The 13,707-nt window shown below is 63.0% G+C and carries 10 protein-coding genes; all 10 read right to left on the reverse strand.

Annotated features, from left to right (window positions below):
* On the reverse strand, positions 1 to 743 hold a 743-nt coding region (locus PVZ78_RS11470), incomplete at its 3' end, for a hypothetical protein (RefSeq protein ID WP_273828731.1).
* Positions 744 to 786: 43 nt separating this feature from the next.
* Entirely contained in the window at positions 787 to 1,437 is a 651-nt protein-coding gene (locus tag PVZ78_RS11475; protein ID WP_016703011.1) for a c-type cytochrome, read from the reverse strand.
* 9 nt (positions 1,438 to 1,446) lie between these two features.
* Positions 1,447 to 2,943 carry a flavin monoamine oxidase family protein gene (locus tag PVZ78_RS11480; protein WP_009049052.1) on the reverse strand — a complete coding sequence of 499 codons (1,497 nt, stop codon included), beginning with the start codon at positions 2,941 to 2,943 and terminating at the stop codon, positions 1,447 to 1,449.
* 226 nt (positions 2,944 to 3,169) lie between these two features.
* A complete protein-coding gene (locus PVZ78_RS11485) occupies positions 3,170 to 4,540 on the reverse strand; it encodes an NAD(P)/FAD-dependent oxidoreductase (protein WP_009049051.1) in 1,371 nt (456 codons plus the stop codon).
* 11 nt (positions 4,541 to 4,551) lie between these two features.
* A complete protein-coding gene (locus tag PVZ78_RS11490) occupies positions 4,552 to 5,790 on the reverse strand; it encodes a thiolase family protein (protein WP_273828705.1) in 1,239 nt (412 codons plus the stop codon).
* Between the two features lie 17 nt (positions 5,791 to 5,807).
* Positions 5,808 to 7,367 (reverse strand): AMP-binding protein, encoded by a 1,560-nt coding sequence (locus PVZ78_RS11495; protein ID WP_009049049.1) that lies wholly within the window; start codon positions 7,365 to 7,367, stop codon positions 5,808 to 5,810.
* A 10-nt stretch (positions 7,368 to 7,377) separates the two neighbouring features.
* Positions 7,378 to 8,511, reverse strand: a complete 1,134-nt coding sequence (locus PVZ78_RS11500) for a saccharopine dehydrogenase family protein (RefSeq protein ID WP_009049048.1) — start codon at positions 8,509 to 8,511, stop codon at positions 7,378 to 7,380.
* Positions 8,512 to 8,566: 55 nt separating this feature from the next.
* Positions 8,567 to 9,850: an acyl-CoA dehydrogenase family protein gene (locus tag PVZ78_RS11505; protein WP_009049047.1), complete on the reverse strand. Its 1,284-nt coding sequence runs from the start codon at positions 9,848 to 9,850 to the stop codon at positions 8,567 to 8,569.
* Positions 9,851 to 10,282: 432 nt separating this feature from the next.
* Complete coding sequence (locus PVZ78_RS11510; RefSeq protein WP_016703010.1) at positions 10,283 to 11,275, reverse strand: WD40/YVTN/BNR-like repeat-containing protein; 993 nt, start codon at positions 11,273 to 11,275, stop codon at positions 10,283 to 10,285.
* A 10-nt stretch (positions 11,276 to 11,285) separates the two neighbouring features.
* Positions 11,286 to 13,700 (reverse strand): efflux RND transporter permease subunit, encoded by a 2,415-nt coding sequence (locus PVZ78_RS11515; RefSeq protein WP_009049045.1) that lies wholly within the window; start codon positions 13,698 to 13,700, stop codon positions 11,286 to 11,288.
* Between the last annotated feature and the right edge of the window lie 7 nt (positions 13,701 to 13,707).

Raw genomic sequence — 13,707 nt, forward strand, 5'->3', positions numbered from 1 at the left:
TGAGCCGCAAGGCGCTGATCGGCCTGGGCCTGACCCACGCCCAGGCCGACTCGCGGATCAAGCGCTTCACCGCCCACGACGAACAGGTGCAGGAGCGGCATCGATTCCTTGGTGCGCTCCAGGGCGCCATAGGCGTAGTACATCAGGACCAACAGACAGGCCCAGCTAAGCAACGCCAGCACATAGAAGTTGAACAGCACGTTGGTCTCGTCCCCCGGGATCTTGTAGAAATCGTAGATGCAGGCAATCGTCTGCGCCGCCAGCATGCCGAGGAACAGGCCCAGCGCCAGGATGTGTTCCCCGGCACTCAGCAGACGCAGGACCAGGTAAACGAGGTAGAGGGAGAAGACAGTCCACATGACGACGTAGAAATACGCCAGGAACCCGCCCAGGGCATTGGCAGAGAGGACAAGAGCAAGGGTGACCAGCATACCGCCCGCGAACAGCATGACATCCTTGAAGACCGACGGTTTGTAATCATGGGTGACCGCCATGAAGCCAATGATGGTAATGACTGGAATTCCGACGCCCCTGGAAAACGCATCACAGAAATACGAAAACAAATAAGCCGTTTCCGATCCCAATGAAAAGTACAGCAAAGCATTGGTCGCCGAGAACGCAACGACCAGCCATTCCAGGCCAAGCAGATAGTTACGCTTGCGCAGGAGCTTGAGCCCATAAACCAGTCCCGCCGAAACCAATATGAAACAAGCGGCGCATATAACAATATTCCTGAGTTCCATGACACATACTCTCAATGTTTTTATTGATGTTCGATTCGTTGTTTTATTGCGCAGACAAACTTGTGAGATAGCTGGCAATGGCCTTGCGCTCGTCTGCTGACAAGGTCGCGGCAATGGCCCCCATTGCCCCGGTCAGGTCCTTTCGCCGGCCGTCGGCGAAGGCATCGAGCTGCACCCGGAGGTAGTCGGACCCTTGCCCGGCAAGACGCGGGAACTGTTCGCGGCCCATCAGGCGCTCGCCATGGCAGGCCACGCAGCCGCCTGCGGCGACCAGTTTCTGCCCCTTGTCCCGCAGGCCCGGGTCGGGCTGAAAGGACGAGTCGCGGCTCAAAGGCTGTTTGGCGTAGTAGTTGGCCAGTCGGTCGATGTCCTCCCGGCTCAGGGTCATCGCCAGCGGCGCCATGTTCGGGTTGATCCGCTGCCCGCTGGCGAAGTTGTGCAACTGCGCCGCCAGGTATGGGGCCGGCTGCCCCGCGAGGCTGGGGTAGCGCTGATGTTGCGAGCTGCCTTTGGTTCCATGGCAACCGGTACAGACGTCGGTCAGTTGCGGCCATGGGCCTCCGTCGGCCTCGTAGGCCTCGGTCGAGGCGCTGATGTAGTTCTGCAAACGATAGAGGTCGAGCAAATCCCGGCCATACAGGCCCAGCAGGACGGCAACGACTGCGATAATCCCCAGCACAATCTTTCTTTTCATCTTCGCCTCCTACGCCCGACGCAGGGCATTGAGCACCTGCAAGGCACTCTGATGGCCCGAGCGCACGGCCCCGTCCATGTAGCCCGCCCAGATATCGGCGGTCTCCGTACCCGACCAGAAGAGATTGCCGCAGGGAGGACGCAGGGCCTCGCCATGGGTACTCCAGAAACCAGGTGGAATGGGGGAAACGCAGGTGAGTGTCCAGGGGTCGGCTTGCCCCCAGTCATGCTCGTGATACGACACCGGCTTCAATGCCTCGTCGCCCAGTGCCCTGGCGTAAATCTGGGCCAGCACGCGCTGTGCTTCCTTCAGGTCGGAGGACACCATGGCGTTGGTGACGAAGGCATTGATCACGCCGATTTCGCCCCCCGGCGGGGAGTTGTCGTAAGCCCAGATGACGGGGCCATCCGCCTGGATGACATGCCCGTTCAAGCCTTTTTCCCGCCAGAACGGACGGGAATAGACCATGGACGTCTTGCGCGCCGGGGAGTGGGCGGGCCAGGCACGTTGCAGCGCCGCGCGCTCTTCGGGTAGCGGCGGATCGAACCGGAGCTGATGGCACAATGCGGGGTGGATGGCCATGATCACCCGGCGAGCACGGATCTCCCCCTGGTCCGTTTGCAACCGGACGACTTCGCGGTCCCAGTCGGAAACCTGCCGGACCGGGCACGACAAGCGCAGCCGGTCACCCAGTTGCTGCGCCATCTTGATGCAGAGAATCTGCGAACCACCGACAAGCCGGGTGCCCTGGGCGCTGTCCTTGATCGAGTCGAGCTGCATGTACTCACAGTTGGCCGAGTTGATCATCGACAGGAAATGCAGGAACCCCATCTTCGCCGGCGCCACGCCGCAGGTCAGGAGGAAGCTGGCATTCCACCCTGCCCGGTCCTCGGGCTTGATGGCCTGCCTGGACAGCCAGTCGCCTGCAGAAAGCTTGTCCAGCTCGGCCACCTTCGAAGATTTCCAGGGCGCGCCGCAAGGCACGTCGCGTGACAGTTCGCTGAGCTTCGCCGCGAGCGTCTCATCGGTGCCGAAGGTGCCCTTCAGGTCGATCTCGACCCGCCCGTCGCCGCCAAGAATGACCGTGCTGCCCTCGTAATAGGTGGGGAAGGTACCCACCTCCAGTTCGCGGGCAAGGTCCGCCACGGCGGTCTGTCCAGGCCCGATCCACTGGCCGCCGGCTTCGGACACATAACCCGAGCCCAGGTCGTGATTGAGGGTTCGGCCCCCTACCCGATCCCTGGCCTCGAGGACCACGAATGAGCGGCAACCTGCCTGTTGCAGGTCGCGGGCGGCGGTCAGGCCGGCCAGCCCGGCGCCGATGATGACGACGTCCAGAACATCTCCCCTGTCAGTGGCGGAGTCTGTTTTTCCTGGCCCTTCAGCGGCATTTGCCAGCCCCGCTTTCAGGCCGAGGCTTCCTACCGCTGCCGAGGCGCCGGCAAACTTGAGCAGTTGCCTTCGTCTTAAATCGAGCGGAGTGTCAGGGGTGGGCTTCTTGTTCATACAGGGTGCCTCACGTGTTTTTTATTAAAGTAATCACTCATTGATGAGTGTCATTTCGGCAATAGAAGAGTGACAGCGGCGTTGTACCCGACAGCAACTTTCAGTTCGCCAGAACACAACGGGCGAAGTCATCAAGTTTAAAAACCAGGGTGCGCAGCCAAGTGCATCAAGTTGTTGTTATATGTCCAGCCATCTGTCGAATCTTGAACATCGACAAGTCTGTTAGTTACTGATTGGAAACACGGCGTGCTTTGCGATTGACGTGCTCGTCCATCCTGTGCACCAGGCCCAGCGCCAGGTTGACGGCGCACCACTGCAACGGCTCGGGCAGCGTCGAGGGGGTCTTGTGGCGCAGGGCCGCGAGCAACGGATGCTCGATGCCGCCAATTCGCTCGGCCAGCAGGTGGCCCATGAGTGATTGGGTGGCGACGCCATGCCCGGAGCACCCGGCGGTGTAGAGAATATTGCCCTGCTCTCCCGTTTCACCGACTACCGGCAGTGCGTCGTAGGCAAGGCTGATGTAGCCACTCCAGCATGACTGGATACCCAGGCCGCGCAAGGTCGGGAAGCGGTCTTCGAGTGCTGTTGCCAGTTCGTGATAAGCAACATTGTCCGGCACATTCGGTGTCTGGGATCCATACACATAGCTGAGTCGCTTGGTCGTGACAACCAGCGTATTGCGAGCGGTCAGACGATGACTTTCCATGGTCCAGTGAGGCGTCACCAGACCTTCGCGGCCTGGCCAGCCCAACGAGGCCAGCTGCGCGGGGGACAGCGGCTGGGTCTCGATCGCCGACACCCGCAACGGCACCACCTTGTCGCGCAGCAGGCCAAGCTGCGGTGTATAGGCATTGGTGGCGAGCACCAGATGCGGGGCGCTGGCACTGCCCCGCGCGGTGTTGCACTGGATGATCGGGCCTTCGCTGTAGGACAGCAGCTCAGTGTTCTCATAAATCTTCACACCGGCCTGAAGCGCCGCGCGACGCAGTCCCATCACGTACTTGCCGGGGTCCAGCGTACCGCCGTGTCGCTGCAGGCAGCCAAAGAGAAACGCCGGGGGTATGCCACGAGCGCGCATCTCGGCCTGGTCGAGGAAGCACGCGGACGAGCCCAGCTCGAGACCGATCTGCATGCTCTCGCGCAACTTCTTTTCCTGTGAGGGATGAACCGCCGCCCGAATGATCCCGGAGGCGTTGTAGTCGCAGTCGATACTGAGTTCGCGCAGCCTTCTTTCCACGTAGGCAACGCCCTCGTCATAGAAGGCGACGACTTTCTTCGCCTTCTCATGACCTACGCGCTTGAGGAACATCTCGAATTCGATCCCCAGGCTACCGGCGAGATAACCCGCATTACGGCCACTGGCGCCAAAACCGGCGCACTCTCGCTCGAGAACGATCACCCTGGCGCCAAGGGCGGTAAGCTCCAGCGCGGTGGACAGGCCGGCGAAGCCGGCGCCGACCACGATGACGTCGGCGCTGACATTACCCTCCAGTTCCGGTTGCAGATCGTCCGGTCGCTCCATCCACCCGCCGAGACTGCGAAACTGCCCCGGGCCAGAGGTGGCCTTGATTTCATCGCCCCGACGGGTCGTGGACATGGACTGTTCTCCTATCGACTCAAGATGTGAATGGCGACGGCAGCTTCCTCGACACCCAGAAGCCCGCCACCGTTTTCCTGGATTGCATGACGCGCGCCCTCGACCTGACGCGCACCCGCCTCGCCCCGCAACTGGGTAGTCAGCTCATACAACTGGCCGATGCCCGTGGCGCCCAGTGGGTGGCCCTTGGATTCCAGCCCGCCAGAGGGATTGATCGGGATCCGCCCGCCCACGGTGAAGTCACCGCGCTCGGCGCACACACCACCCTGCCCCTGGGGCGCCAGTCCAAGGTTTTCCGACTGGATGATCTCGCCCATCGCCGAGGCGTCATGCACCTCGGCGACGTGCATGTCCTGCGGCCCCAGGCCGGCGATCTCATAGGCCTGGCGGGCGGCAAGGAGGCTGACATGCTTCTCCGGCTCGCTCAGGTCCCGCAGGGTGAAGCTGCGGATCACGCTGGCGGCGATCCGCACGCAGCGCTTGGGATCGGCACCGATGCGCTTGAGGCCCGCCTCCGTGCAGAGGATGGCGGCGGCCGCGCCGTCGGACAGCGGCGCGCACATCGGCAAGGTGATCGGATACGTGATGGGCGGCGCGGCCAGCACCTCCTCGATGCTGAAGGTCTTGCGGAACTGGGAATAAGGGTTGTGTACCGAATGCTGGTGGTTCTTGGCGCACACCGCTGCGATCTGCCGCTGGGTGGTGCCGTAAGTCTTCATGTGCCAACGGCACATGGCCGCATAGATGGCCATGAACTTGCTGTATGGACGATCGGACTCCGACCCGGCCGGGGGGACGATGCCCTCCCCCATTTTCACCAGGATCTCGTAGTTCTCCTCGGCGGTGGAAACGTCCCAGCCCGTCTCGAACAGTGACAGGGCCTTGAGCTTGTCCGCCACGTTCATCTTTTCGACGCCCAGCGCCAGCGCCACATCGGTGGCGCCGGCGCGCAGGCTCTGCACCGCCAGGTGCACCGCGGTACTGCCAGAAGCGCAGGCGTTCTCGACGTTATAGACCGGCACCCCTTCGATGCCGATCTTGCTGCATACCACCTGCCCCGGGATGGAAAACTGGCCTTGCAACGGGCCGTTGGTGATGCCGGCGTAGAAAACGGCGCCGATGTCCGAACGCTGTGCGTTGGCATCCGCCAGCGCGCCCTGCAGAGCTTCCAGGGCCAGGTTCTGCAGGCTGCGCTCCGGATGCCGCCCGAACTGGGTCATGGCGATGCCGGCAATATAAATGGGTTCCATCAGATAACTCCTCGACTTCAGATCTGACGATCGACGCTTTGCCAGTAATGGGCACGCAGATCCTTCTTCAATACCTTGCCGACCGGACTCCGTGGCAGCGCATCGATGAAATCCACGCTCTTGGGAGCCTTGACCGAACCGAGCCTGGCCTTGCACAGGCTGATCAGTTCTTCGGCGCTGACGCTTTGGCCTGAACTTAACTCGACCACCGCCTTGACGCTCTCGCCCCAGGTTTCGTCCGGCACGCCGATCACCGCGCAGTCCTGCACCGCCGGGTGGGCCCAGAGCACCTGCTCGACCTCGCTCGGATAGACGTTGAAGCCACCCGAGATGATCATGTCCTTCTTGCGATCGGTGATGTGCAGGTAGCCATTGGCGTCGAGGTGGCCGATATCGCCGGTGTGCAGCCAGCCATCGATGATGGTTTCGGCGGTCTTTTCCGGGGCCTTGTAGTACCCCTTCATCACCAGGTCGCCGCGCACGCAGATCTCGCCGGTTTCGCCCTGGGCCAGGATATTGCCCGCGTCGTCGATGATCTCGACCCGGATCAGCGGATTGGGACGCCCCACCGAAGACAGCCGCTCGTCCGACGCCAGCTGGCCGCCATGCAGGTGCTCGCTCGGCGGCAGGTTGGAAATCGATGCCGGCGCTTCGGTCTGGCCGTAGCCACCCGCCATCACCGGGCCGAAGGTCTCGATCGCTTGCTTGAGCTTCTCCACCGACATCGGCGCCGCGCCGTAGAGGAAGTATTTCAGCGAGCTGAAATCGACCTTCTGCGCCAGATCGGGCACATCCAGCAGGCGATAGATGACCGTGGGCGGCAGGAAGGTCTCGGTGACCTTGTACTTGGGAATCATCGCCAGCATCAGCGCCGGATCCGGCTTGGTGATCACCACCACGGTGCCGCCCCGCGCGGAACACGGCAGGGACAGCGTGCCGGCGGTATGGGTCATCGGCGCCGCCGCCAGGTTGACGGGACGATGCTCGTCTTCATAAGGGAAGTTGATCATGAAGTGGGCACAGAACGTCTGCACGCTCCGATGGGTGTTCATCACCCCCTTCGGCATCCCCGTGGTTCCCCCCGTGGGCGAGATCGCCACCACGTCGTCCATGTCATAGTCGACCTGGGGCACGCTGCTCGGCTGGGCATCGCTCCAGGCCGAAAGAGAAGTCGCGCCAGGCAGGTCGCCGTCGAGGCAGATCCACAACCTGATCTTCGGCAGGCTCGCGCGCAGCGAGTCGATGACCGCGGCAAACTCCTTCTGGAAGAACAACACCTCACAGTCGAACGCATCGAGCACGTAGCGGTTCTCTTCGGCGCTGTTGCGCGCGCCGACGGGAATCCAGCACAGGTTGGCGCGCCAGAGTCCCAGCGTGCAGGTCCAGCCCACCACATCGTTGGTTGACCAGATCGCCCCCTTGGTGCCCTTGGGCAAACCCTCGGCCAACAGGGCGTTGGCGATACGGCATGACCGATCGCGGACTTCGGTGAACGTAAACACCCGATCGTCCTGGATATAAGCCGCGCCCTGCGGATTGATCCGCCAGCCACGGTCGAAGAAATCAATAATCGCCATGTCTGTCACTTCAGAGTTGGGTGATGGTTGCGCGGGCCAGGCCACGCTGCTCGAGGAAACCCAGCAGGTAGCGATGGCCGAAAGCCTTCGAGGCCGAGGCAAAACCGACCTTGGCGGTGTCGTTGTCCAGCAGCTTGGTCACTGCCGCGGCATGCAGGGCGCCGGTGGCGATGTAGGGGGTGATGCCGTGCACGGTGGCACGCACCGCCGTCAACTGACCGCGGCCGATGGCGAAGTCCACGGTGCGCTGCAAGGTGCCGCGTTCACGAGGGGGCATGCTCGGCGTTGTCGAACTCACCAGGCTCTGGATGACGGCGTCCTGTTGTTCCTTGGGCAAGTGTTTGTATTCAGCGTCCCACTTCTCGTTCAGTCCATGGACGACTTTCATCACCGGGTTGTCGTAGAAACCGACACAGGACATGCAGCTGCGAACGCGTGCGTCGCGCTCGAAGTACACGGGCAGCGAAGTGCCGCCCCAGGGCAGGCAGAACACCGACTCCATGAGGTCGGGCGAAACGACATTGAAGCTGGCATTGGGGGCGTACATGACCAGCTCTTTCTCCCACAGGTAAAAGGAGTCATGGCGGCAGCCCTCGAAAATCGTGGCGGTCGATCCCACGGTGACACCAGCGCCACGGCCACGAGGCCCGCGGGTCAGGGTCGCGGTTTCCAGGGAGTCGACCCCCGGGGTTTCCAGCGCCAGTTCGGCGGCAATTTCAGCGAAGGTGTACATATAGGCAAGAGAGGGAGAAAGCAGCAGCCCGGCCTGACGGAATTTTTCGCCGAACTGATCGCGCAGGGCAAGGATATGCTGCTGCTCGCCGGCCGGATCCAGGTAGTGGCAGCCGGCATTCAACGCCGCCTCGACGGCCGTCAACCCAAAATTGACGAATGGACCGACCGTGTTGCAGACCACGCGCGCGCCCTTGAACACGGCGCTCAGAGCCTGGACTTCGTGCGGGCACTCGAGGATTTCGTAAGTGGCCGACTCCAGTCCGACGACACGTTGCGCCATCATTTCCTGGGCACGGCTGGCGTTACGTGCGACCGCGGTAAACGGAATGTTCTGGTCGATCAACCAGTCCATCATCAACATGCCGGTGTAACCACTGGCGCCATAGACAACGACAGGATATTTAGCCATTGGAGTGTTCCTCATTGTTGTTATTGGATGAGTGTTGCCGGGGGATCCTTCAGGATCAGTTGTTCGCCCAGCCTTCGGCGTAGAGCTGTTGGGCCAGCAGCCCCAGGCGCATGGTCAGGACACGGTTCTCGCCGTCCTCGATCAGCGCGGACTGTGTATCGCGCAACAATTTCTCGATCGGGTATTCACGGGTGGTGCCGTTACCGCCGAACAGGCGGAAGGCTTCCTCGACCACGGCCATCGCTTCTTCGGTCACCGTGACTTTGGCGGAGGCAGTGGCGTAAGGATGGGTCTGCGGTGACAGGCGCGCGAAGCTCAGCGAACGCCGGGCGACTGCGCGGGCGATTTCGACCCGGCGCAGCATTTCGCCGAGGCGCAGGCGGGTCATCTGGTGGTCGATCAACATCCGCCCGCCCTGCCGGCGCTCGTGGCAGTACTGCAGCGCATATTCGAAGGCCGCCCGGGCGACGCCGGTGAACACCTGGCTCATGTGCGTACCGGCATAGGACCAGGAGGAGCTGACGGCACCGTAATAAGCATCGCGCTCGGCGATGGCGTAGCGCCGGGGCACCCGTACGCTGTCGAAATAGATCTCGCCCTGGGGCAGAGAGCGCTGACCGATCTTGTCCAACGGCTTACCCTTGGACACGCCTTTGAGATCCAGCGGGATGATGACGGCAATGCCATGGGGCAAGCCGTCACGGTCGTAGAAACCATCCCCGTAATCGGCGCACATCAAGCCGAAAGCCACCTGCGCCACCGCACCGTTGGAGACCCAGGCCGAACTCTGGCCGTTGATGATGATCTCGTCGCCGACCACCTTGGCGGTCAGGTTGCCGATATTGGCCTGCTGCCCCGCGGGCCAGTCGCGCGCTATATCGAAGAGTTGGTTGTCACTGCCGCGATCGGGCTGGGTGGCCATCCAGCAGCCGATCCGCCCCTGGCAAAGCTCTATCAGTTCGGTATTACCGGCGGCGACGGCCATCTGCAGCGGAAAGCCGGCGCAGCCGAGAGAAACCGCCAGGCCGGCATCGCCCCAGCCGAGTTCTTCGCCGATCAGCGACTCGATCCGCACCGCCATCTCCGGCGGCAGCTCCGCCAGCAGTGCCGGGTCGAGTCCCAGCTTGGCGAACTCGCCGAACAACGAATAGTAAGGCGAGCCTGGGGCGACGACTTCCTCGGAACTCATGCGATCGAGCTCGCGACCCAGCGGCCGCAAGACGTCCTTGGCAAAACGATGCACGGAAGCCTGGATCGCAGCTTCTTCCTCGCTCAGCGGGGTTTCGAAACCGGACAGCCCGGCAGCGGGCAAGGTCAGGGTGGGCTTGAGCGAGATCATCAGAGCACCTCCAGCGAGAACGTGTTGCGAGCCGCCGCGCGACGCGCGCCGGGACGATCGAAGCCGAGCGATCCGCCGGGAAGTGCTCCCGAGCGCGATCCAGTGATGCGAGCTTTCATGTGCAACCTCCTGCGTCTTGTTATTTGAGATCGACTCTAACAAGGTGATTTATTTAACGCAACATGTGTTACGTAAATTAATCGCGGGTGCATGAACGGGCAATCTACAAGCGCGAAATGTCCGCGAAAGCAGACCGGAAAAAGAGCCTGGGCCCTCGTCGACACAGGCAGAAAAGCCCTACCTGGCAAGGCTTAAAAAGAAGGGGCCACGCCTGGAGTGGAGTACTGCACGGGCCCCTTAAAGGACGAAGATCAGGACCTGGCTCGACGCCTGAAGCGCCGCGCCGGTCCACTTGGAACAGGTACCGCGGACTCACTCACTCGGGTGTATCGTCCCCTCCTCCTGGCCTTGCATGGACACCACACCCCGTCGCGAAAACAGGATGGGCGAGCCGTTGCCGTTCAACAGCGCAGCCGTCAGCGAAACACCCTCGGCACTCTGCTGTTCCTGGAAGTTCAGCCCGCCGTCGCTGCTGCTCACCATCAGCCCATCAAGGCCGACCACGACGACCTGCTGCCCCGCTACCGCGATGCCGGTTACCGAGCTCTTGCTCTTCAGGGGTACGCGTTTCCAGCTCAGTCCGTCCGCGGAGCCCTGCAGCAGCGTGCCCCGCTGGCCGCCGACCAGCAGCGACCCATCGGCCAGCACCGCTCCCGTCCAGAGGGTGCCGGCATAACCGCTATCCAGGTAGCGCCAGTGCTTGCCCTGGTCATCGGAGCGCAGCACCTGGCCGCGCTCGGCGGTGGCGTACAGGCGCCCCTGGTGGTCGGCGAAAAGCCCCATCAGGTTCAGATCGGCGCGACTCGCTCCAGGCGGTGCCTGCAGCTTCTGCTCACTCCAGTTGAGGCCGCCGTCGTCGGTGGTCAGCACCTGCGACCACAGGCCCACGGCGACGCCCTGCCTGGGATTGAAGAAATGCACGGCAAACAACGGCCGATCCTCGGCGCTGGACAGCCGCTGCAGCTGCCAGCTGTCACCGCCGTCGGTGCTGGCGAGGATCGCGCCCCAGTGGCCGACCGCCCATCCCTGCCTGGCGTCGATGAACGAGACACCGGTCAGGGGCGTGGACAGCGGCACGGCCGCCGCCTGATGAAAGCTGTGGCCCTTGTCGTCGGACAGCAACACCGTGCCATGGTCGCCAACGGCGACCAGGCGTTCCTGGGCCCAGCTGGCACCCAGCATGGTGGCCGCCGTGGCGTTGGCTGTCCGGGTCGCCGGTACTGGCTGTACCGGTGCGGCTTGCACTGTGGCCAGCGGTAGCGCGCTGGCGAACAGGGTCGCCATGAGGCAAATCAGGTTTCGCATAGTGCTCTCCTCAGTGCGCCAGGGCGCCGATCATGCGCACGGGGCGCCGGCGCGGAAATACCCGCTCGAGCCAGACGGCGAACGCTGGCAGCACGGTCATGGCCATGACCATGTTGACCAGGAACATGAAGGCCAGCAGCTTGCCCATGTCGGCCTGGAACTTGAGGTCGGAAAACGCCCAGGTCGCCACCCCCACTGCCAGGGTGATCGCAGTGAAGATGGTCGCTACCCCGACCTCCAGCAACGCATGCTCGACCGCCTTGGTGATCGGCTGGCCGAGGGCCTGGTGCAGTTGCAGGCGGTTGTAGATGTAGAAGGCGTAATCCACGCCGATGCCGACGGCCAATACCATCACCGGCAAGGTCGCGATGGTCAGGCCGATCTGCAGCTCCTTCATGAACCAGTAGCCGATGAAGGTGCCCAGGGTCAGGGGCAGGCAGCACACCAGGACCGCACGCCAGTCGCGGTAGACGACAAACACCAGCAGAGCGATGGCGCCATAGACGTACAGCATCATCGGCAGCTCGCTGCGCTCCACTTCCTCGTTGATCGCGGCAATCACCCCGGCGTTGCCGGACGCCAGGCGCACGCTCACGCCAGGCTGCTTGAACTCGGCACGGAACGCTTTGGCGGCGGCGATCACCCGGTGGATGGTCGTGGCCTTGTGGTCCGCCAGGAACAGGTGCACGGCGGTCATGCTGCAATCGGGGCGCATCATCCCGGGGACACGGGCCACCTCGGCCGCCATCGATGAGTAGTTCGCCGGGTCGATGGGCACCGCGTTCATTTTCGGATTGCCCTCGTTATAGCCCTCGTTGAACTGGCGCATGCTGTTGGAGAACGAGGTCACTGACAGCACCCCGGGCACGCCCTGCATGGCCCAGACAAAACGATCCTGATATTGGCCCAGGGCAACGTCTTCGCAGGCGTCCGCCGGGCTTGCGCCGGACGTGTCGGGAACGACCTCGAAGACCACGCTGAGCCAGTCCAGGCCGATGTCGTAGTTGCTGGCGATGGCCACCGCGTCGCGATTGAAGCGGGCTTCCTCGCGTAACTCCGGGGCCCCGGCCTGCAGGGAGCCGACGACCCGGTCATGGCTCTGCCAGGCCGCCGTGAGAAAGATCAGCAAGGCCATGCCCAACACCCAGCGCACGTTGTGCCATTCGGCCAGTCGGGCAAAGCCTCGCAACCAGCGGGCCCGGCGCTGGCGGGAAAGCTCCTCGGCGGCGGCATAACCGCCGTCGACCCGCAACATCGAGGCCACCACCGGCAGCATCACCAGGTTGGTGATGATCTTGTAGGCCACCCCAAGCGACGCAGTGATCGCCAGCTCGCGGACCATCGGGATCGGGATGAGCAGCAGGGTCACGAAGGACACGAACGCCGTCACCAGGGCCAGCGTGCCAGGGATCAGCAAACCGCGGAAGCTGGCACGCGCCGCGCTCTCGATGGACTTGCCGCAGGCGATTTCGCGGACGATGAAGTTGATCTGCTGCACGCCATGGGACACGCCGATGGCGAATACCAGGAACGGCACCAGCACCGCCAGCGGGTCAAGACCGTAACCGAGCAGGCGCAGGCTGCCGAATTGCCAGACCAGCGACACCAGCGAACAGCCCAGGGCCAACAGGGTGAAGCGCAGCGAGTGGCAGTACCAGTAGACCGCGAGCGCCGTCAGCAGCAGAGCCAGCAGACAGAACTCCAGTACCGCCGAAGCCCCGTCGGCGATATCGCCGATTTGCTTGGCGAAGCCGATGATCTGGATGTCGAAGTCGCCGTCCTCGAATTTCTCGCGGATCTGCTGCTCCAGCACCCGGTTGTAGGCCACATAGTCAAGATGCTCGCCGTTGGCATCGAACTCATTGAGGTCGACGGTGATCATCGCGCTGCTCTGGTCACGGGCGACCAGGGTACCGATGAAGCCGCCCTGGGCCGCTGAGTCGGCGATCATCGCAATGCTCACCTCATCGAGGTTTTCCGGGGTAACCGTGCCCGGCACCAGCGGATCGGCACGGAAACCTTCTTCGGTGATCTCGTTGACGAAGGCATTGGGTGTCCACAACGAGCGCACGCTGCTGCGCGAGACATTGGGCAGGAAGATCAGCGCCTGGGTGACGTCGTACAGGCGCTTGAGTCCCTCCTTGCTCCAGATCGTGCCCTGGCGTGCCTTGACCACCACCGTCAGGCGGTTGGCCCCCAGCAGGTCGTTGCGATAGGCCTCGAAGGTTTCGATGTATTCGTGACCGATCGGCAGCTGTTTTTCGAAGCCGGCCTCCATGCGCAACTGCACGGCGAACCAGGCCATGGCCAGGGTGAAGACACCCAGGCTCACCAGCGTCAGCAGACGATGGGTAAACAACCACTGCTCGATGCGTGGCAGCACGCCACGCACCTTTTTCTCCGACATCTTTACGGAACTGTTCACTGCACGC

Origin of the sequence: Pseudomonas sp. SBT1-2 (genome assembly GCF_028640875.1) — a bacterium.
Taxonomy (GTDB): domain Bacteria; phylum Pseudomonadota; class Gammaproteobacteria; order Pseudomonadales; family Pseudomonadaceae; genus Aquipseudomonas; species Aquipseudomonas chlororaphis_I.